21 protein-coding genes are annotated in these 19,800 nt (G+C 38.5%); 16 read left to right on the top strand and 5 right to left on the bottom strand.

The window, feature by feature from the left end; translation table 11 throughout:
• Positions 1 to 29 precede the first annotated feature (29 nt).
• Positions 30 to 584: an outer membrane beta-barrel protein gene (locus ABIB30_RS15925; protein WP_354303646.1), complete on the top strand. Its 555-nt coding sequence runs from the start codon at positions 30 to 32 to the stop codon at positions 582 to 584.
• Positions 585 to 797: 213 nt separating this feature from the next.
• Positions 798 to 1,340: an outer membrane beta-barrel protein gene (locus ABIB30_RS15920; RefSeq protein WP_354303645.1), complete on the top strand. Its 543-nt coding sequence runs from the start codon at positions 798 to 800 to the stop codon at positions 1,338 to 1,340.
• Positions 1,341 to 1,454: 114 nt separating this feature from the next.
• Here ABIB30_RS15920 and ABIB30_RS15915 read toward each other — a convergent pair whose 3' ends face one another.
• Complete coding sequence (locus tag ABIB30_RS15915) at positions 1,455 to 2,063, bottom strand: YdeI/OmpD-associated family protein (protein WP_354303643.1); 609 nt, start codon at positions 2,061 to 2,063, stop codon at positions 1,455 to 1,457.
• 113 nt (positions 2,064 to 2,176) lie between these two features.
• On the opposite strand from ABIB30_RS15915, the gene gldF reads away from it, so the two are divergent.
• The 4 genes from gldF (at position 2,177) to ABIB30_RS15895 (ending at position 6,467) form a co-directional block, all read left to right on the top strand.
• The gene (gldF, locus tag ABIB30_RS15910) at positions 2,177 to 2,905 is read left to right on the top strand and encodes a gliding motility-associated ABC transporter permease subunit GldF (protein WP_354303641.1); all 729 of its coding nucleotides are present in this window, start codon (positions 2,177 to 2,179) and stop codon (positions 2,903 to 2,905) included.
• A complete protein-coding gene (gene gldG, locus ABIB30_RS15905) occupies positions 2,899 to 4,572 on the top strand; it encodes a gliding motility-associated ABC transporter substrate-binding protein GldG (protein ID WP_354303639.1) in 1,674 nt (557 codons plus the stop codon). The genes gldF and gldG overlap by 7 nt, the downstream gene beginning before the upstream one ends.
• A gap of 34 nt (positions 4,573 to 4,606) precedes the next feature.
• Positions 4,607 to 5,731, top strand: a complete 1,125-nt coding sequence (dnaN, locus tag ABIB30_RS15900; protein WP_068395112.1) for a DNA polymerase III subunit beta — start codon at positions 4,607 to 4,609, stop codon at positions 5,729 to 5,731.
• A gap of 76 nt (positions 5,732 to 5,807) precedes the next feature.
• Positions 5,808 to 6,467: a VTT domain-containing protein gene (locus ABIB30_RS15895; protein WP_354303637.1), complete on the top strand. Its 660-nt coding sequence runs from the start codon at positions 5,808 to 5,810 to the stop codon at positions 6,465 to 6,467.
• Here the strand turns inward: ABIB30_RS15895 and ABIB30_RS15890 are convergent.
• The 4 genes from ABIB30_RS15890 to ABIB30_RS15875 form a co-directional block, all read right to left on the bottom strand.
• The gene (locus tag ABIB30_RS15890) at positions 6,464 to 7,420 is read right to left on the bottom strand and encodes a zinc dependent phospholipase C family protein (protein ID WP_354303636.1); all 957 of its coding nucleotides are present in this window, start codon (positions 7,418 to 7,420) and stop codon (positions 6,464 to 6,466) included. The two genes, ABIB30_RS15895 and ABIB30_RS15890, sit on opposite strands and share 4 nt — an antisense overlap.
• Positions 7,421 to 7,480: 60 nt before the next feature.
• Entirely contained in the window at positions 7,481 to 9,337 is a 1,857-nt protein-coding gene (gene dnaK / locus ABIB30_RS15885) for a molecular chaperone DnaK (RefSeq protein ID WP_354303634.1), read from the bottom strand.
• 159 nt (positions 9,338 to 9,496) lie between these two features.
• Positions 9,497 to 10,468, bottom strand: coding sequence for a DUF3810 domain-containing protein (locus tag ABIB30_RS15880; RefSeq protein ID WP_354303632.1), 972 nt, complete (start codon positions 10,466 to 10,468; stop codon positions 9,497 to 9,499).
• Entirely contained in the window at positions 10,469 to 11,803 is a 1,335-nt protein-coding gene (locus ABIB30_RS15875) for a dihydroorotase (protein WP_354303630.1), read from the bottom strand. It lies immediately after the preceding gene.
• Between the two features lie 145 nt (positions 11,804 to 11,948).
• Between ABIB30_RS15875 and ABIB30_RS15870 the strand changes: the two genes are divergently transcribed.
• The 10 genes from ABIB30_RS15870 (at position 11,949) to msrA (ending at position 19,783) form a co-directional block, all read left to right on the top strand.
• Positions 11,949 to 12,623, top strand: coding sequence for a GIY-YIG nuclease family protein (locus tag ABIB30_RS15870; RefSeq protein ID WP_111633697.1), 675 nt, complete (start codon positions 11,949 to 11,951; stop codon positions 12,621 to 12,623).
• A 230-nt stretch (positions 12,624 to 12,853) separates the two neighbouring features.
• A complete protein-coding gene (locus ABIB30_RS15865) occupies positions 12,854 to 14,191 on the top strand; it encodes a DEAD/DEAH box helicase (RefSeq protein ID WP_183869493.1) in 1,338 nt (445 codons plus the stop codon).
• A gap of 2 nt (positions 14,192 to 14,193) precedes the next feature.
• Positions 14,194 to 14,463: a hypothetical protein gene (locus tag ABIB30_RS15860; protein ID WP_232324669.1), complete on the top strand. Its 270-nt coding sequence runs from the start codon at positions 14,194 to 14,196 to the stop codon at positions 14,461 to 14,463.
• 52 nt (positions 14,464 to 14,515) lie between these two features.
• The gene (gene gldC / locus ABIB30_RS15855) at positions 14,516 to 14,851 is read left to right on the top strand and encodes a gliding motility protein GldC (RefSeq protein ID WP_068395129.1); all 336 of its coding nucleotides are present in this window, start codon (positions 14,516 to 14,518) and stop codon (positions 14,849 to 14,851) included.
• 215 nt (positions 14,852 to 15,066) lie between these two features.
• Positions 15,067 to 15,489 carry a hypothetical protein gene (locus ABIB30_RS15850; RefSeq protein WP_354303627.1) on the top strand — a complete coding sequence of 141 codons (423 nt, stop codon included), beginning with the start codon at positions 15,067 to 15,069 and terminating at the stop codon, positions 15,487 to 15,489.
• A gap of 102 nt (positions 15,490 to 15,591) precedes the next feature.
• Complete coding sequence (locus ABIB30_RS15845; RefSeq protein ID WP_111633702.1) at positions 15,592 to 16,251, top strand: heme exporter protein CcmB; 660 nt, start codon at positions 15,592 to 15,594, stop codon at positions 16,249 to 16,251.
• A gap of 126 nt (positions 16,252 to 16,377) precedes the next feature.
• Positions 16,378 to 17,037, top strand: coding sequence for a cytochrome c biogenesis protein CcsA (ccsA, locus tag ABIB30_RS15840; protein WP_354303624.1), 660 nt, complete (start codon positions 16,378 to 16,380; stop codon positions 17,035 to 17,037).
• A 149-nt stretch (positions 17,038 to 17,186) separates the two neighbouring features.
• The gene (locus ABIB30_RS15835) at positions 17,187 to 17,393 is read left to right on the top strand and encodes a CcmD family protein (RefSeq protein ID WP_068395138.1); all 207 of its coding nucleotides are present in this window, start codon (positions 17,187 to 17,189) and stop codon (positions 17,391 to 17,393) included.
• 163 nt (positions 17,394 to 17,556) lie between these two features.
• Positions 17,557 to 18,978 (top strand): Glu/Leu/Phe/Val family dehydrogenase, encoded by a 1,422-nt coding sequence (locus ABIB30_RS15830; protein WP_068395140.1) that lies wholly within the window; start codon positions 17,557 to 17,559, stop codon positions 18,976 to 18,978.
• 145 nt (positions 18,979 to 19,123) lie between these two features.
• Entirely contained in the window at positions 19,124 to 19,783 is a 660-nt protein-coding gene (gene msrA, locus ABIB30_RS15825; RefSeq protein WP_354303622.1) for a peptide-methionine (S)-S-oxide reductase MsrA, read from the top strand.
• Positions 19,784 to 19,800: the final 17 nt, after the last annotated feature.

The following is a 19,800-nucleotide window of genomic DNA, read 5'->3' as shown; positions in this document are numbered from 1 at the left end:
ATTATATCCGCTAACTTAAATTAGAAATCATGAAAAGGTTATTTTTACTAACAGCTATAGCAGGAATTTTTGCAGTCTCAAACGTTTCAGCTCAGAAAAAAGACCCTGCAATGTCAGGTCAGAAATTAGGTATAGGTGTTGATTTTGCTTTGCCTACAGGCGGTACAAACGATTTGTATAAATTAGGATTTGGTGGTTCATTGCAGTTTCAAACTCCAATTGCTCAGAGTCTGAATTTTACAGGTAGTGCAGGATATTTGAATTTTACAGGTAAAGAGCTTGTTGGAAATCTGAAGTACCCTAAATACAACGCAATTCCATTAAAAGCTGGATTAAGATACTTCTTAGCTGAGAATTTTTATGTAGGTGGTGAATTAGGTGCGGCAATTGGAACTAGTGATGGTTCAAGAACTTCATTTGTATATTCTCCAGGACTAGGTGTTGAATTCCCTGTTGCTGACAAATCAACTATCGAATTAGGTGCACGTTATGAAGGATGGTCAGGTGATAGAAAAGACAATTCAATAATTGTACCAGTTAAAAGTTTCGTTGGTTTGAGACTAGCATTTAACTTCGGAATATAATTAGAAATAGCCGAATCGTTTTATAAAAGCCTGATATTCAAAACGCCTTAAATTTACTTTAAGGCGTTTTTTTTAGGTCACTATATTCTTCAAACTGAAAAATAGTTTTTCTTGTGAAATTTTAAATTGTTTGTAGTTAATTTTACTTGCGTTATATTTATTTTTTATTTAACCTTGCGGAAGTTTTAATATCTAAAGAATTAAATAAAAATTATGAAAAGATTATTTCTATTAGCGGCTATCGCCGGGGTATTTGCATTTTCGGATGTTTGTGCTCAAACTGTTAAAGGGTCAAGGTTAGGTATAGGAGCTGAATTTGCTGTTCCTGTAGGTGATTTAAGTAACGGTGTTAAATTTGGTTATGGTGGATCATTACAATTCCAAACCCCGATTGCTAACAAATTAAATTTCACAGCATCGGCCGGTTATTTGAGATTCAAGGGGAAAGATTATTTGACAAGCTATTATCCAGGTACTTATAGTTGGGAAGAAGGTGGTAGTGCAGGTGTTATCCCCGTTAAAATTGGGGTAAAATACTTCGTGGCCGATAACATTTACGCAGGTGGTGAAGTGGGTGCTGCTTTCGCAACAGGAGAAGGATCCGGAACTGCTTTTATTTATTCTCCAGGTGTTGGTATTGAGTTTCCTTTTGCCAATAAAAAATCACTTGATTTAGGTGTAAGATATGAATCATGGAATCAAGATGGTGCGTTGGGATTTTTTGGCCTCAGAGTAGCTTATAACTTCGGTCTTTAATTCTTTCTTAAGATTATACAATTAGATTCTTATAAGAAAAGCGTCTTAAATTTTAATTTAAGACGCTTTTCTCACATTAAGGTATTGCTTTTAATAAGTTATATAGCTTGTTATTTACCGGTCATATTTCCAGTTTCTGGATTTACCCTCCGCGATCCATTCTATCGCATTATCCATCCTTTTATGTCTTGTTGCTTCAGTTTTAGCTTCGTTAAACCATTCCAGATACTCTTTCCTTTTTGAAGCAGTGAACTTCTCGAAATTAACTCCGGCAGCAGGAACCTGTACCAGTCTTTCAATAAAGTCATCAGGAACCTGTAACTCTGTTTTAGGGACAGTCTCTTTCTTTGGTAACTTAATTCCTTCTTTATTCAGAATTACAGCATTTTGGATATAAGTGATCAGAACGTCATCACCAGGCAGGTCCTCAACAGTTTCAATTTTCCCCAGATGACCCATCGCATGTTGTTTATCTTCCCCCACAAGATGATGCAGATCCGGGAGCAAGGCCCCTTTCCAAAAACCGAAAGCACAGTGATTTTTGAAAGCAGCCATATGGCATACCGGGCCTTTGTAATCGAAATGCGGACAGCCCCATTTTATTTTTTCTATAATTTCAGGACAAGCCTCATGTACAAGCATCCTGAGATGGTGTAATATAGGCTGTGCATAAACGGCGGCGTTATCAATGTATAGATCGATACGGTTATCACGTTCTCCCATAGTCTGTATTTTTTAATAAAAAACAATGTTCAACTGATACTAAATTAGGCAAAAATGTAATCTGTTTTCCATTCCCCCGATATTTACTAACTTCGGCATCATTATCATTTTTCATGTACGCAGTATTTAAACGCGAATTATTCAGTTTATTAAATTCATTAATGGCTTACATCACCATCGGTGTATTCCTATTAGTTTCCGGCCTGCTTTTATGGTTTTTTCCGGATACTTCTATTCTTGAATATGGCTACGCTGAACTGAATGGCTTTTTCAGCCTGACCCCATTTCTATTTATGTTTCTGATTCCTGCAATCACCATGCGTTCCTTCGCGGAAGAACGCAGAGAGGGAACTTATGTGTTATTGGCCAGCAGGCCATTGACCGATTGGCAAATTATCTTTGCTAAATATTTTGCCTGCCTCACGCTGGTTTTATTTGCGCTGATTCCAACTTTATTATATTACTATTCTATCGTACAGCTTGGTCTGCCTAAAGGTAATATTGATGGTGGGGCGGTTGCGGGTTCCTATATTGGCCTTTTACTATTGGGTGCAACTTTTGCAGCTATTGGTATTTTTTCTTCATCGGTAACCAAAAATCAGGTGATTGCTTTTGCAGTTGCTGTTTTATTCTCATTTATCGCTTATAGTGGTTTTGATTCACTCGGAAAGATTTTTGCTTCCACAGCATTGGAAGATATATTTGGCTGGCTGAGTATCAATACACATTTTCAATCGATGAGCAGAGGAGTACTTGATACACGGGATGTCGTCTATTTTATCACTTTTATTCTACTATTTCTGGGCTTAACCCGGATTGTGATCGGAGGTAGAAAATGGTAAATAAGAAAATTAAAATAATACTTTTCGCCGTTTTACTTGTGGTATTAAACATCGTGGCAAATTACTTTTACACGCGTTTTGACTTTACGAAGGAAAAAAGATTCACCTTAAATCCAAAATCGAAAGCAGTTTTAAATAAGGCACAGCAACAAATTACCATTACCGTCTTTTTAGATGGAGAACTACCTGCCGCTTTTAAACGTTTACAACATGCTACTGCAGATTTACTGAATGACTACAAATCGAATTCTTCAGTAAAAATCAAAGTTGTATTTACGGATCCGATTGGTGGATTACCAATAGAAGACCAAGACACTGTTTTGCATCAGCTTTACAATATTGGTATTGAGCCTACAAACCTGAATATCAAAAAAGATGCAGGGTTTACGCAGAAAATGGTATTCCCGATGGCTATTGTACAGGCTGGGGGAAGACAAATTCCTGTGCGACTACTTCAAAATCTTGATGCCGGAGGTAATTATGAAGATAATATCAATAATTCCATTCAAAACCTGGAATATGTATTTACCTCGGCAATCAAAAAAGTAAGCACAGGAGAGAATCCCCGGATAGGATTTACGGAAGGAAATGGCGAACCATCAGATCTTTATTTAAGTGATGCGATGAAATCCTTGTCTGATAATTATGAAGTAGGGCGGGTAGATTTGAATCAGATTAGTAAACAAGGACTGGATAAACTTAAAATTCTTTTTGTAACCAAGCCTCAGCGCGAGCTTTCAGAAGCCGTAAAATATAAGATCAATTATTTTGTGATGAATGGTGGCAGTGTAGTCTGGAGTATAGACCAGGTGAGCGCCAGCCTGGATAGTTTACAAGGCAAAGGAGAACAGCTGGCTTTTAACAATAAACTGAATCTGGATGATATGCTGTTTATGTATGGAGCGCGGGTTAATTATAACCTGGTTGCTGATTTAAATTGTGCAGAGATTCCTATTGCGATGAATGGTGGATCGGGGCGGGATATTCAAATGGCTCCGTGGATTTATTATCCGGTATTGATTCCAGATAACTCAAACAATATCGTTAGAAATATTGATGGGGTAAAAACAGAATTCCTGAGTACGGTGGATACCATTGGAGTAAAGGGAATCCGCAAAACAGCAATCCTTCGTACTTCTCCTTATCATATCACTTACAATACGCCTAAACTTTTGTCATTAGGGATTGTTGCTGAAGCACCAGATCAGAAATTGTATTCCAACCCTGTTCAAAATGCAGCGGTATTATTGGAAGGTGTATTTCCTTCTGTATTTTTAAACCGGTCGGTTCCTGCAGGGATCACGGAAAATTTTGGCGCTGTTGCGCAAAGTAAAAAGACTAAAATGATGGTGATTGGTGATGGTGATATTTTCCTGAACCAGGTAAGCAGCAGAGATGGTTCAGTTTTTCCACTTGGTTTTGACAGGTACACGCAGCGGAATTTTGGAAACAAGGCTTTTCTGCTAAATGTTGCAGATTATTTGTCGAGTGACGATAATTTGATTGAATTAAGGAATAAAGAGGTAAAGATCAGGCTGCTGGATAAACAGTTGCTCAGACAATCAAAAACTAAATGGCAGTTTATTAACCTTATATTGCCATTATTACTGTTAATATCGTTCGCAATTTTTCAACATTATTACCGCAAGTATAAGTATGCAAGGTAATTTTTATATTTTTGAGAACTGACATAATCATATTATGAGATTTATTGTATCCACATCAACGCTATTAAAACATTTACAAACGGTTAATGGTGCTTCAAGCAGCAGTACTGTTTTGCCGATACTGGAAAATTTCCTTTTCGAGATTAAAGACGGAAGTTTAACGATTTCCGCTACAGATTTGCAGACCAGTATGACTACTTCTTTACCTGTTGAATCAAAAGAGGGCGGAAAAGTTGCTGTACCTTCAAGAATCTTATTAGATACTTTGAAAACGCTTCCTGATCAGCCAATCTCTTTCAATATTGATGATGCTACATTTTCTATTGAAATTAGTGCAGGTGACGGAAAGTATAAACTGAGCGGAGAAAATGGAGATGATTTCCCTAAAATTCCAGTAGTGGAAAATGCTTCTTCTGTAAACTTGCCAGCTTCAGTTTTAACAGAAGCAATTACCAAAACTATTTTTGCAGTGAGTAATGACGAACTGCGTCCGGCAATGACAGGTGTTTTCTGCCAGTTATCTGATCAGTTTATCACTTTTGTAGCTACTGATGCACACAAATTGGTAAGATACAGACGTATGGACAGCAAAGCAGATAAAACAGCTTCGTTCATCCTGCCTAAAAAAGCACTGACTTTATTAAAAGCAGCTTTACCTTCAACGGATATTAATGTATCAGTTGATTATAACGCAACCAGCGCATTCTTCAAATTTGAGAATATCAACCTGGTATGTCGTTTAATCGATGAGCGTTACCCTGATTATGAAGCAGTAATTCCTGCTAACAATCCTAATAAATTAATTATTGACAGGGCTTTATTCCTGAATACTTTACGCCGCGTAGTTATTTTCGCAAATAAAACAACGCACCAGGTAAGGTTAAAAATCAACGGAAGTGAATTAAATATCTCTTCTGAAGATCTTGACTTTGCAAATGAGGCTCATGAGCGTTTAAGCTGTCAATATGAAGGTGAAGATCTTGAAATTGGTTTCAATGCACGTTTCCTGATCGAAATGTTAAGCAATCTTTCTGGTGAAGAAGTGACTTTAGAACTTTCTACGCCTAACCGTGCTGGCTTATTGATCCCTCAAACCAACGACGAAAACGAAGATGTCCTGATGCTGGTTATGCCGGTTATGCTGAACAACTATAATTAATTTTATATAAATAACTTATCTGAACGTCATTATACGCGAAATAAACATGCTATAATGACGTTTGCTATGATACACTATGGACATCATCAATCAGCTGATACAGTTTATTCTGCACACGGATGTAGAATTGGTTAAGCTGGTAAGCAATTACCAGACCTGGACCTATCTAATTTTATTCCTAATTATTTTTGCCGAAACCGGGTTTGTAGTGACACCGTTTTTACCTGGTGATTCTATGCTGTTTGCAGTAGGAGCTTTGATTGCTAAAGGTAACACTGGTCTTGATATCTGGATTATGTTTCTTATCCTCGCTATTGCAGCTATATTGGGTAACAGTCTGAACTACCGCCTGGGTAGCTTCTTTGGCGTAAAAGTATTCAAGGAAGGAAATAAAATCTTAAAGCTGGAATATTATAATAAATCACATATGTTCTTTGAAAAACATGGTGGTAAAGCGATAATTTTCAGCCGTTTCCTGCCAATTTTCAGAACTATAGCTCCTTTTGTTGCTGGTGTAGCAAAAATGCCGTTCGGCAGGTTTACTTATTACAATATCATTGGTGGAATAGGCTGGATTGCCAGTTTACTTTTCGCAGGCTTTTTACTGGGACAGATTCCGATTGTCAGAGATAACTTCTCTATCGTAATCCTTTTCATCGCAGTCGTTACGTTTGCGCCTGTAATCTTTGCAGCAGTAAAATCAAGATTTAAAACAAAAGATATCATAGAGAACTAATTCTCTCTGCCCATAATTTTTCCGGAGCTGAATTTAATATTCAGCTCCTTTATTTCTTTCTCTGCCGCCGGATCAGGCAGTCTTTTAATCATCTTTTCGAGTTTTGGCTGTCCTGCATCTATCCATGCAGAATACCAAAAAGAACCTGTAGCGAGAATGGATGCCCGCATTTGCCTGGCGACCATCTGATTCATTTGGGTATGGTAAGCCCCGGCATATTCCACAGCATATTGTTTCATCACCTGTTTATTTCTTTTAGAATAACTGTATTTCCGGTAGGCTGGGAAATCACGATTTAAACGCGCCTCAATCCATAAAACACTATCAACGAGCTGATGAGTATGGGAGATGATTTTCCAGATTTCCTTTAAAGGGTCATCAATATAAAGTGCTCCGCCTACTAAAAAACTATATTTTCCGGAGAACAATTCTGGTAAACGGCTTTCCCAGAAAGCATGGATGCCGTGTTGGTTAGTCAACTGGCCATTATGGTTTTCAGTAGTATGAAGCGGCACATGCGCATCTGAGATATAATGTCCTAAATAAGCAGAATGGAACAGTATTTTTACAGAATCCCTGTCTTTAAAAGCTTTGACTAATTGATAATAGGTACGCTGGATCTGCCAGGGTAATGTGCCATTTTTAGCCAGTTTTTGCAGTCCATACTTTTTGACGGCATCATCCCATTTGCGGGGGATACTATCGGTTTCCACTTCATAAACTTCTATATCAAGGTAATGCCGGGGAGCTTCAGCAGTATCCGCATAACGCCTTTTATCTGCATCTACGGCATGATCGGAGAGATACTGTATATTGGATTTATAAAATCTGTTCATCCCCGTAGGAAGCGTAAATACAGCCAGCCGGTTAATGCGCATATGTGCGAAGAAGCCCCAGGAACAGGTGAGCAAGGTAAGTGCTGAAAAAAACACGAAAATGAAAGGTCTTTTCATTTTCGTAAATTTAATGCTATTCTGACGTATTGTGGTAATGAATCTTTCAGCCGGTTTTACTTAATCGATTGATTTTCCTTTCATCGCTTTAGAAACAGCGATGTCCATTAATCGTTCTGCGAAAGGGCGGGTAAATTCATTCAGTTCATCAGCTTTTTTAAGGATAGTGTCTTTATTCCCTTCGGTCAGGGCTGCTCTCAAAGCAGTAATATACAACTTCGTGTTTTCCAGTTCTTCAGGAGTTAAAACAAAGCCGTTTTTATCAATAAACCGCTCTGCAGTATAAACCAGTTGTTCTCCTTCGCCACGGGCTTCGATCAGCATTCTTTGCGCAACATCACTTTCTGCATGCGTGATACTGTCAATCAGCATTTTCTCTACGGTATCATCCGTAAGGCCATAACTAGGGGTAATATCTATTTCCTGTTTCACGCCTGAACGCAATTCAACCGCCTGAACAGTTAAGATTCCATCGGCATTCAGGATGAAATTAATATCTACTTTGGGCATTCCAGCCGGCATCGACGGGATACCCTTTAAATCGAATTCAGCTAATTTCCTGTTTTCTTTAACCAAATCACGTTCTCCCTGGTAAACAGAGATTTTAATGTTGACCTGACCATCTATTGAAGTGGTGTACTGACGGCCTGCTTTGGTTGGAACTTTCGCATTTCTCGCAATGATTACATCCATTAAACCACCCATCGTTTCAATACCCAGAGAAAGTGGCGTAACATCGAGCAGCAGAATGTCTGACCGGTTACCTGCAAGGATGTCTGCTTGTATCGCAGCACCTAAGGCTACTACTTCATCAGGATTGATCTGATCGTGTGGCTGACGGCCAAAGAATGCGGCAACCTGTGCTTTTACATAAGGTGTGCGGGTAGATCCGCCAACCATAACTACTTCGTCAATAGCGCTGATGGTTAATTTAGCATCTTTCAGCGCTTGCTGACAAGAGTTTAAAGTTTCCGTAACCTTTGCATTTATCAGTTGTTCAAAGGTATGTCTGTCAAGCGTATACCAGATGTCTCCTTGTTTTTCATTAAACAGATTTTGCGTGCTGAGTGCTTTTTTTGCTTCTTCGGCTTTTAAACGAAGCGTCTGCATTAATCCCGGATCTGCAGTTAATGCTGCTGCATCGAGTTTGTTTTTCTCAATCCAGTAATGAACAATAGCGCGGTCAAAATCATCTCCGCCAAGGAAAGTATTTCCATTGGTTGATAATACTTCAAATATGCCGTTCTGAATAGCAAGAATTGAAACATCAAATGTCCCGCCACCTAAATCGTAAACAGCAATCGTTTTCTGCTCAGTCGGATCGAGTCCTATTCCATAGGCTAAACTTGCGGCGGTAGGCTCATTGACAATTCTTAAAACATCCAGTCCGGCTAAACGGCCTGCATCTCTGGTTGCTTGTCGCTGGCTGTCATTGAAATAAGCAGGAACAGTAATTACAGCACGGTTAACAGGTGTTTTTAAAGCATGTTCTGCTCTGGCTTTAAGTTCTTTTAAAATCTCTGCTGACAGTTCAATTGGGGTGTAGAATTTATCTCCAGCCTGTATTTTAACCAGCGAATCGTTGCCTTCGTCTATGAGTTTGTAAGAGAAGGTGTCCTGATGACCAGCGATGTCTTTATAAGACCGGCCTAATAAACGTTTAACCGAAAATATGGTGTTGGCCGGATCAGTAATTAGAAATTCTTTAGCTTCATTACCCACCAAGGTATCTCCTGCTGCATTAAAATGTACAATAGAAGGAACCAAGAGCCCTTTTCCTGTATCATTTATAACTTTAGGGTTCTTATCAGGATCAATAAAAGCAACTAAACTGTTGGTCGTTCCTAAATCAATTCCTACAATGATTTCTTCTTTTTGTAAAGAACCTGTTGCCAGGTTGATGGATATCTTTGCCATAATCAGGGCAAATTTAAGATTTTAAATGTATTAGGGTTGTAATGTTTTATGCAATTCCTTTTTATGCAGGTTAAATACCCATAAAACGATATCCTGATAACTGTCTGTACCTTTTTTCTGGTTATTAATTTTAAGGAATTTATCGAAGGCAACACCGAATTATCCTGACATTTCAGAGTTATATTTTCTCCAGAATTCCTGCTCGTTCTTAAAATCTGCCAACGTAGCTTCGTTTATTTTTTTAAAGAGGATTTCATAATCTTCGGGTGATTTAATCCTGATCTCGAAAAGAACGTTCCGAAGGATGTTATAGTAACCAGAGTATTGGAAATTAAGGTCGGAGCTATTAATGCTGACGAGGTAACCTACAAGGTTAGCTTCATCTTCACGCGCTACACCTAATTCGTGAGAGATTTCATGACAGGTAATGAAGGGTAAATCTATTGCAGGAATAAGCATATTGACATTGGCTTCGCCCGATGGGGGAGCATAATAACCTTCTATACCTGATTTAGTGATGGTCTGTTCCAGGATTACGGCTTTAACAGCTGGCACGCTGTAAGTAAACAGTGAATTAGTTTTCGCTAATTTATCGTAAGCAGATTTAGAACCGCTTTCCAGTTCTTTAATATTGAATTCTTTCTGGGCACCAGTCTGTTTTATTTTTTGTTTAGTGGTATTCACCCGGTTAATCAGGAAGTCACCCAATAACACGAGGTCTTTTGTGGTATATTTTTGATTACTGAGTCCTAATTGACTAGAAATAGAAGGTCTGGAATAGTTCAGGCCCCAAAGTAGTTTAAAGACTATATACAAGATCAGTATAAAGTTAGCCAGTTGTAATGGGAAGAAAAATCGCAATTGCTGTCCCGGTATCCTGACTTTTATTTTTCTGATCGCTTTAACTACAGACCAGAGGCAATAAAGAATTAAAAGCAGATAAAGAAAATCGCCCACCGCAAAAGGGAACGGTGAGCTGATGAAACGTTGAACGACCGAAGTCAACCGATAGAGGCCGCTGGAATAAATAGTCTCTGTCAGCTGACTGTTCAATCCTAAAAGGAAAATCAGTAAAGCAATGCAACTTAGTATAACCAGGCGGCGTATTTTTGACTTGATCCCGGAATTCATTTATCTGTTGAAAGTTAATCTTTTTCCAGTTTCATTGGTCATGAACTTTCCTTTTTGGTAAGCCAGGTTTCCAGAGATAAAGGTGTGAGTAATGTCGGCTTTGAAAGTTTGTCCTTCAAAAGGAGACCAGCCGCATTTATATAGAATATTGGCTTTAGTTACTTTAACAGGATCATTTAGTGCAACAAGGACTAAATCTGCCCAGTAACCTTCTCTGATAAATCCTCTTCTGTCAATCTGAAAGCAGGTGGCTACGTTATGTGCAGTTTTCTCCACTATTTTCTCCAGTGAAATCTTTCCCTGGTGATACATTTCCAGCAGTGCAGAAAGTGCATGTTGTACCAGCGGACCTCCAGCAGGGGCTTTCAGATAAGTTTGTGCTTTTTCTTCAATAGTGTGGGGGGCATGGTCGGTGGCAATCACATCGATATGGCCATCTAATACACCTTTCAATATAGCATCACGGTCTGCTGCAGTTTTAACAGCTGGATTCCATTTAATCAGATTTCCTTTAGTTGCGTAATCCTGATCGCTGAACCAAAGGTGGTGAACGCAGGCTTCGGCAGTAATCCTTTTATCCTTTAATGGGGTTACAGCATCGAATAAAGCGATTTCTTTTGCCGTAGAAATGTGCAGGATATGTAATCTGGTATTGTGTTTTTTAGCCAGAGAAACAGCCATTGACGAAGAAATATAACAAGCTTCATCATTGCGGATCAGCGGATGCATGTCTATGGTAATATTTTCTCCGTATTTTTCTTTGAAGGCAGCCATATTGGTTCTGATAGTCTGCTCATCTTCGCAGTGTGTAGCAACCAGCATTGGGGCTTCTCTAAAAATATTATCCAGCACTTGTTCATTGTCAACCAGCATATTTCCTGTTGATGAACCCATAAATACTTTAATACCACATACTTGTGCCGGATCAGTTTTCAGGACTTCTTCGATGTTATCGTTGGAAGCACCCATGAAAAAGGAATAGTTGGCCAGTGACATTTCTGAAGCAATCTTATATTTGTCAGCTAACAGGCTTTGTGTAAGTGTATTCGGGACTGTATTCGGCATTTCCATGAAGGAGGTAATCCCTCCGGCAACTGCCGCCATGCTCTCGGTAAAGATATCTGCTTTGTGGGTTAAACCCGGTTCTCTGAAATGGACCTGGTCGTCAATCATACCTGGTAAAAGGTGTAACCCCTCTGCATTGATTTCCTGATCGGCGGATCTGTTTATTACCGGACTGATTTCTTCAATTAATCCGTCTTTGATAAATACGTCCGCAACATAAATTTTTCCTTCGTTAACTAAGGTTGCGGCTTTTATAAGGATGGTGTTCATGTTGCCAAATCTAAGAATTTTGAAGCAATATTTTTAGCCATCATTACGATTGCCAAAGTGAAAGGCAGTGTTAAATATACGATTATTTTTATACTAGTTATAGTCTTAACTGATTTAAAACCAATTAATATGACTAATTTTGGAAATGACTATTAAACACGTATTAACCAAGACACAGGAAAGCTTTATAAAAAAACACAAAATCCCAGCGGATTTGCTGTTTGACGCACAAGGAGAGGGGATGACAGAAGAGCTAAAGCAGCGTATGTCTGAGACAAATACCGTCTTCGCATACAACACTGTTGGTTGTACTAAAGATGATAATCATAATTTCAAAACTATCGGGGGTCATTGTCCGCAATGTGAAACAGGAAAAATTGCAATTTTATTGAGAGAGCATGAAGCTGGTTTTATTTACATTGCTGGTTCAAGAAAAGGAACTTTGATTAAGGTGGGTTCTACAAGTAATATCATTGACAGAATCAAAAGCTTAAACATGCCTAAAACCAGATATGCAGGTTTTGATGACTGGGTTCTTTTATTTGATGCAAGAACGACTACACAAGGAAGAAGCGAACGTAAGATTCAGCAAAAACTAAGTGAAAACAAAGTAAACTACCTGGTAGAGAAAAGTGGAAAAGCAACTGATTCTGGTGAGTTATTCAGATGTTCTTACAATAAAGCGAAGGATGCAATCACAGCTTTAGAAACTGAAGAATCTTTTGAATTTACCCAGGTACATGAAAAAAGAGATTTAATTCCTGATTACCAATTCAAAAATTTAAAGGCAAGAGTACAGGTTGCTGCTGTTGAAGCATAACCAGTTTTCAATTTATAATTTTTTGAGGTACCTGTCTGCGTGTTTTTAAGATAGACAATTACTTCTGGCTTATATTTTTTCATACGTTCCTTTTAGAAAAGGAACGTATGAAAAAATATAAGCCATTCTGTGAGAAATTAGTGTCAGTTTCTCCTTCCCCCTTTATTTATAGAAATAACATTTAAAGAAGCTCTTAATTAGCTTCCTATTAATTATATTATATTTGCAAAATGCCAAAAACATTCGAAGAGTTCAACCTTAACAGACAGATTTTAAATGCTGTCGCTGATGCAGGGTTTACGGTTGCTACTCCAATACAAGAAAAAGCAATCGCACCGGTTTTATCGGGACAAGATATTTTTGGGATTGCCGAGACGGGAACAGGAAAGACGGCAGCTTATGTGCTGCCTATATTAATGCAGCTTAAATATGCTCAGGGCGATGCAGCGCGTGCTTTAATTCTTGCGCCAACACGCGAATTAGCGATGCAGATTGCTGAGCATGTCAAAATATTTTCAAAATATACAGATTTACGTTCCGTAGTTATTTTCGGGGGAATTGGTCCGAAAACGCAGATAGAACAGGTAAAAGCTGGTGTAGATATTATTATCGCTACTCCGGGCCGTTTCCTGGATATTTATCTTGCCGGACATATTAATACACAATATCTGAAATTCCTGGTATTGGATGAGGCAGACAAAATGATGGATATGGGCTTTATTGGCTCTATTCACAGGATTTTGGAAGTTGTACCGCGTAAAAGGCAGAATTTACTTTTCTCGGCTACCATGAGTGACCTTGTTCATAAGATTGCTGGTGATTTCCTGAAAAACCCTACGATTATTGAGGTCGGCCAGCAGGCTACTCCGGCACAAACTGTTACGCAGGGCTTATATGAGGTTCCGAATTTCAAGACCAAAATCAACCTTTTACAGCATTTACTGAAGAATGAGATAGATTTTAAGCGTCTGATTATCTTTTGTAAGACCAAAACTGTAGCTGATAATATTTTTAGTTTTATTGAGCGCAGGTATGGTGCTGCCGAGGTCAGGGTAATCCATGCGAATAAGGGTCAGAATACAAGAATTAATTCGATTAATAGTTTTAAAGAGGGTAATATTCGTGTACTGGTAGCTACGGATGTTGCTTCCCGTGGAATTGATGTAGCTGAGGTTAGTCATGTAATCAACTTTGATGTTCCAATTATTATTGAGGATTATGTTCACCGTATAGGCCGTACCGGAAGAGCCTATGCAAAAGGAGATGCACTTACTTTCTGTACAGAAGCAGAAATGTATTATGTTAAAAAGATTGAGAAACTGATGCGTCAGACTATCCCGGTTCTGGAACTTCCGAAAGAGGTTTTTGTAGAGGAGACTCCATATGAAGAGCGTCAGTATATTGCCAGGGAAATCGATAATCAGAAAAGGAAAGATGACCCTGATTTCAAGGGCGCTTTCCATGAGAAGAAACATGCTGCTGCAATTGCTGCGGCCGCTGCGGCTTCTGCAAAAAAGAAGATGGATAAAACTCCGGCCTGGAAGAAAAGAAAATTCAAAAAAACCTAGCCTTGAAATTAACGCCTTTAAATATTGTGAGCTCGGGTTGTATTGTATTTGCTTTACTGCTTTTCTTTAGCCCGGATAAGCAGCTTCCTGTACAAAAGGGAGTGAATGGATTATTAATAGGTCTTTGTGTTTTAACTGCAATTATTGCTTTCATTTCAGATCTGATTTTCCGGAAGTTTATACCTTTGCTCGGCAAACTATGGATAGTGGAGTGTGCTTTGATCATCTTCACTGTGGTATTGATGGTTATTCTAAGGGTTAGTTTAGGGTAATATTTAGCAGAGGTTTGAATTAATAGAAAACGAAAACAAGAATTACATTGGAATGAAAACAGCAGAAATTAAAATAACGGTTGAGCTTGATGATAATAATGTCCCGGAAAATTTGATGTGGGAATCTACAGACGCGGAAACGCAGGAAAAAGTTCCTGTGAAATCTATGATGTTAGCGCTGTGGGACCATAATTATAAGAATTCGATGCGGATAGATCTTTGGACTAAGGATATGCCTGTAGATGAGATGAAAAGGTTCTTTTATGAGACTTTGCAGACCATGGGTGATAGTTTCTTAAAGGCAACCGGCGAGACTTTGATTATCGAAGATTTAAGAGATTATTGTGCACATTTTGCAGATAAAATGGGAATTGATCCAGGAAAGTAAGAATTATAAAAAATGAGAAAGGCCAGGTTTCCTGTCGGTGCTCACCTGAAGAGGTGGCCAATGTCAGGAAACCTGGCCTTTCTCGTTTTTACCATATCCATTGAAAGAACAATTAACTTTTCATGGGCCAAAAGAAGTATTTGTGTAATATCTTAGACCGAATTCAGTAAATAGATGATACTTTTGTAGCTGTTTATTTAAAATACGCTTTTTTTATGAAGATTCAAGGTGTTATTGGTGCCTTATTACTCGCTGCAGGAGGGATGTGCCCTCTGGTACACGTACCTGTTATTGGAAACTGGAACTATTTCGGTATAGATCAATCTTTGGGAACTGTTTTTTATCTGATTGTTGTCATGGCTTTCTTAGGTGCATTTTTTAATAAAACGGGATTAATAAGGGCCTGCGGCTGGGCAGCTATACTAATGGTTATCTTAACACTATCGGCTGTCTGGTTTAAATCGCATGATTATTTTAGCTTTATACATTTCAGGAAATTAATCAACCTTGCTTCGGGTATGGTGAAGTATAAATGGGGTTGGTTTGTAATTTTAGCAGGTGTATTGCCTTTAATTACGGTAAGAAAGAAGGTTATTATTATTCAGGAGATACCGGAAGTTCCGCTTTCAGAGGTTTAAAACTCTCCCTTTTATCATAGAAGTACAATATAATTAATATTTGAGCGGTAAATGCCGCTCCTTCGGTGAAAAAACAATCCATAAAATTATATTTGTGCCGGAATGCAGTTAATAAAGGAAGTTAAGTTTTTAATTGGGAAAGAGTTGTTGCTGGAGTGGCGCTCAAAGTATGCATTAAATGGGGTAGTGCTTTATGTCGTATCTACTGTATTTGTCTGTTTTCTTTCTTTTGTTTCTTTAAGAGGGGTAACCTGGAATGCTTTATTCTGGATCATCATGCTGTTTGCTTCTATTAATGCGGTTTCCAAGAGTTTTCTTCAGGAGAGCAAGGGGAGGCAGTTGTATATCTATACGATTGCAAGTCCGCTGGCATTGATTATCTCCAAAACTATTTACAATATCTTTTTGATGTTGCTGCTTACGTTGATTGCTTTGGGCTTTTATACGCTTGTATTTGACTATGTGCCAGAAGATATGGGGCTCTATCTGGTCGCTACGGTTCTTGGAAGTCTGAGCTTTTCGACCATTTTTACTATGATTTCGGCGATAGCTTCGAAAGCTGGCAATGGCGGAATGTTGATGGCAATTTTAAGTTTTCCGGTAATTATACCAGTGATTACTGTATTAATCAAGCTGAGTAAAAATGCAATTGACGGACTTGACAGAAGTGTGAGTCTGGATGAAATAGGGATTCTTTTGATTATCAATGTGCTGGTAGCCGTGTTTTCATTGATGTTGTTCCCATACTTATGGCGGGACTAAGAAGGCTGTGGAGCATTTAAAAAATTAACTAAAATATATAAAGCTTTGTTACCTTTGAACTCGCAAAATTGAGCCGATCGTTTTGAGTTGTAATTGGTTTAACAAGCGACCTTAAATCTGAAATAAATGTATAAATCCTGGTGGAAAATTTTGGGAGCGGTACTGGTAGTTTATTCTACAGTAGCTGGCTTCCTGGCTTCAGTTCCTGCTTTACCTATATTGCATCAAAGTATCAGAAATCTGTACTTCCATGTTCCAATGTGGTTTAGTATGATCGTTCTTTTTAGTGTTTCTGTATATCATAGTATAAAATATCTGAGCAATAATAACGAGGAGCATGACATGAAAGCGGTGCAAAGTGTAAATGCGGGTGTGTTATTTGGTATACTTGGTATTATCACTGGTGCTATCTGGGCTAAATTTACCTGGGGACAAGCCTGGAGCTTTGATGTGAAACAGAATTTTGCTGCGATTGCACTCTTATTGTATTTTGCATACCTGGTACTGAGAAATGCAATTGATGAAGATCAGAAAAGAGCTAAGATTGCTGCAATCTATAATATTTTTGCCTTCCCGATGATGGTAGTACTGCTTTTTGTATTGCCAAGATTATCAGATTCACTGCATCCGGGTAACGGAGGGAATCCTGGATTTAATGCTTATGACCTTGACAGCCATATGAGAATGGTTTTTTACCCTGCATGTTTAGGCTGGATATTAATCGGTTACTGGATATATACCTTACTTTTCAGGGTATCTGCTATAGAAAAAAACAAAACAGTATAAAATATAATCTGATGAAACCAGCATGATTTTTCAAATCGCACAACGAAATGTAAATAAAATCATGATAGCTTCATAACCGTTAAACCACGAAGTGCTCTTGAGTTCAATTAAAAAACAATAAAGACTTCGAAAAAAACAAATATAATCTGATGAAAAAACTTATCACTACAGTTCTGATGTTAATGGTTACACTGCAACTCTTTGCACAGGATCAGACTTCTGCGATCACCGATACACTTGCGGGATCAGAAAAAATTTACGTTGTTGTTGTTTGCGTGGCAGTTATTTTACTGGGACTGATCTTTTTCCTGTTCTCAATTGATCGCAGATTAAAAAAACTAGAAAAAAAATCTTAAGGTAAAAAATTATTTTAAAGCCTTTGACACAGGTTTTTGAGTGATTTTTAATGAGGTGTTTCACTTACACTAAGCAATTATTAATTTGTATTAATCGTTTTTTTTAGTGCAATTTTGCAGGTATAAGAATAAGAACATAATTCAAATTCATAAAAATCAAATAATGGCTACTACAGCAAACGAGACAAATTTTTTTACAGATGTCTGTAAAAACTTTGATAACGCAGCACAATTCACCGGTCACCCAGAGGGTTTACTATCCCAAATTAAAGCTTGTAACAGTGTTTATCGTTTCCAGTTTCCAATCCGCAGAGGAAATGGATTCGAAGTAATTGATGCATGGCGTGTTGAACACTCTCACCACATGAGTCCTACCAAAGGAGGGATTCGTTACAGTGAAATGGTTAATGAAGATGAGGTAATGGCATTGGCGGCACTAATGACGTATAAGTGTGCAATCGTGAATGTTCCTTTTGGTGGTGCAAAAGGTGGAATTAAAATTACGCCAAAAAACTATACAACAGGTGAGTTGGAAAACATCACCCGTCGTTATACTACAGAATTGATTAAAAAGAATTTCATCGGTCCTGGTATTGACGTTCCTGCTCCCGATTATGGATCCGGAGAACGTGAAATGAGCTGGATTGCTGATACATATATGACAATGAACCCAGGTCAGCTGGATGCGTTAGGTTGTGTTACCGGTAAGCCAATTGCTTTACATGGTATCCGCGGACGTAAGGAAGCTACCGGCCGTGGTGTTGCTTATGCAGTAAGAGAGTGTGTAAGAGTAACAGAAGACATGCACAAAATCGGTCTTAAAGCTGGTTTGGATGATAAAAGAGTTATCGTTCAGGGATTAGGAAACGTAGGGTATCACTCTGCAAAATTCCTTACTGAATTTGGTGCTACCATTGTTGGCCTTTGTGAGTTTGAAGGTGCTATTTATAATGAGAACGGACTGAATGTTGATGAAGTGTTTGCACACCGTAAACTGACAGGTTCAATCTTAGGTTTCCCTGGAGCCAAAGAATTTAAAAATTCTATGGAAGGATTAGAGCAACCATGTGATATCCTTGTCCCTGCGGCATTAGAAAATCAAATCACTGCAGAAAACATCAGAAACATCAAAGCGAAAATTATCGCTGAAGGTGCAAACGGACCATGTACTCCTGAAGCTGAAGAAATCTTCACTGAAATGGGTGGTATTATCATTCCTGATATGTACTGTAACGCAGGTGGTGTAACTGTTTCTTACTTTGAGTGGTTGAAAAACCTTTCTCACGTGGCTTTTGGCCGTATGGAGAAACGTTATGCAGAAAACTCAAATGCTAATCTGATCAATACACTGGAAAGCCTGACAGGTCAGAGTATCCCTGCTGAACACCGTTTGATGATTGTTAAAGGTGCTTCTGAATTAGAATTAGTAAATTCAGGATTAGAGGATACAATGATTCATTCTTACCATGAAATAAGAGAGACTCTTGTGACTAAACCTGGTATCCAGACTTTAAGAACTGCTGCTTTTGTTGGTTCAATCGACAAAATTGCTGTTTCTTACATGAACTTAGGTATCTGGCCATAAGCCGCGACTAACTTAATATTTGATCCGCAACGTGTAAAACGTTGCGGATTTTTTGTTTCCCGTTTATATGACATTCTGATTGAAATCTGCACAACCGGGTTTTCGTATATTAGTATGGAGGAATGATTCTTATAATCATCCAGCTATGAGAACAGCCATATGTTTAGCAATGATCAGTTTGTTTTTTGTTTCCTGCTCAGACAGGAAGCAGCAAATAGCAAGTAGTAACGGGTTTGCCGTTTTACCTGTACGTAAATCAAATGAGGCTGTAGCCACTTTTGCCGGAGGATGTTTCTGGGCAATGCAGGAGAGTATGATTCAGTTGAAAGGTGTAAATACAGTCATCAGTGGTTATGCGGGGGGGAGTACTGTAAATCCTGCCTATGAAGACGTTTTGAGTAAAAATACTGGTCATGCAGAATCAGTTCAGGTTTATTACAATCCAGCAGTAATTTCTTATACCCAACTCCTTCATGCTTTTTTCCTCGCGCATGACCCTACTGAATTAAACAGGCAGGGGCCGGATGTAGGAAATGATTACCGGTCGATTGCTTTTTATCGCAGCGTTGAAGAAAGAAAGACAATTGCCAAAGTTATGGCAGAGATGCAAGCAGCCAAATACTATGCCGATAGTTTTGTTACAGAACTGGAACCATTTCAGGTCTTTTATCCCGCAGAAAGTTCACATCAGGATTATTATGAACGTAATTTATGGGATCCTTACATCAGAAGTGTCTCTAAACCAAAAGTCATGCATGTCAGAAAAGAACTGCCTCAATTAATTAAGAACGAGTACCTTAAGTAGCAGAATGCCTGCCAGTA

Source organism: Pedobacter sp. UYP1, assembly GCF_040547305.1.
Classification (GTDB): Bacteria; Bacteroidota; Bacteroidia; order Sphingobacteriales; family Sphingobacteriaceae; genus Pedobacter.
The sequence above is the reverse complement of the archived record's forward strand: the minus strand, read 5'-3'. Positions and strand labels throughout refer to the sequence as shown.

Bases quoted from the DNA above. Each gene is read 5' to 3' on its own strand.
- ABIB30_RS15875 (WP_354303630.1), bottom strand. From the start codon at position 11,803: ATGAACACCATCCTTATAAAAGCCGCAACCTTAGTTAACGAAGGAAAA.
- ABIB30_RS15925 (WP_354303646.1), top strand. From the start codon at position 30: ATGAAAAGGTTATTTTTACTAACAGCTATAGCAGGAATTTTTGCAGTC.
- dnaN (WP_068395112.1), top strand. From the start codon at position 4,607: ATGAGATTTATTGTATCCACATCAACGCTATTAAAACATTTACAAACG.
- gldC (WP_068395129.1), top strand. From the start codon at position 14,516: ATGAAAACAGCAGAAATTAAAATAACGGTTGAGCTTGATGATAATAAT.
- msrA (WP_354303622.1), top strand. From the start codon at position 19,124: ATGAGAACAGCCATATGTTTAGCAATGATCAGTTTGTTTTTTGTTTCC.
- ABIB30_RS15865 (WP_183869493.1), top strand. From the start codon at position 12,854: ATGCCAAAAACATTCGAAGAGTTCAACCTTAACAGACAGATTTTAAAT.
- ABIB30_RS15850 (WP_354303627.1), top strand. From the start codon at position 15,067: ATGAAGATTCAAGGTGTTATTGGTGCCTTATTACTCGCTGCAGGAGGG.
- ABIB30_RS15835 (WP_068395138.1), top strand. From the start codon at position 17,187: ATGAAAAAACTTATCACTACAGTTCTGATGTTAATGGTTACACTGCAA.
- ccsA (WP_354303624.1), top strand. From the start codon at position 16,378: ATGTATAAATCCTGGTGGAAAATTTTGGGAGCGGTACTGGTAGTTTAT.
- ABIB30_RS15830 (WP_068395140.1), top strand. From the start codon at position 17,557: ATGGCTACTACAGCAAACGAGACAAATTTTTTTACAGATGTCTGTAAA.
- dnaK (WP_354303634.1), bottom strand. From the start codon at position 9,337: ATGGCAAAGATATCCATCAACCTGGCAACAGGTTCTTTACAAAAAGAA.
- ABIB30_RS15880 (WP_354303632.1), bottom strand. From the start codon at position 10,468: ATGAATTCCGGGATCAAGTCAAAAATACGCCGCCTGGTTATACTAAGT.
- ABIB30_RS15920 (WP_354303645.1), top strand. From the start codon at position 798: ATGAAAAGATTATTTCTATTAGCGGCTATCGCCGGGGTATTTGCATTT.
- ABIB30_RS15915 (WP_354303643.1), bottom strand. From the start codon at position 2,063: ATGGGAGAACGTGATAACCGTATCGATCTATACATTGATAACGCCGCC.
- ABIB30_RS15890 (WP_354303636.1), bottom strand. From the start codon at position 7,420: ATGAAAAGACCTTTCATTTTCGTGTTTTTTTCAGCACTTACCTTGCTC.
- gldF (WP_354303641.1), top strand. From the start codon at position 2,177: ATGTACGCAGTATTTAAACGCGAATTATTCAGTTTATTAAATTCATTA.
- ABIB30_RS15895 (WP_354303637.1), top strand. From the start codon at position 5,808: ATGGACATCATCAATCAGCTGATACAGTTTATTCTGCACACGGATGTA.
- ABIB30_RS15870 (WP_111633697.1), top strand. From the start codon at position 11,949: ATGACTATTAAACACGTATTAACCAAGACACAGGAAAGCTTTATAAAA.
- ABIB30_RS15845 (WP_111633702.1), top strand. From the start codon at position 15,592: ATGCAGTTAATAAAGGAAGTTAAGTTTTTAATTGGGAAAGAGTTGTTG.
- gldG (WP_354303639.1), top strand. From the start codon at position 2,899: ATGGTAAATAAGAAAATTAAAATAATACTTTTCGCCGTTTTACTTGTG.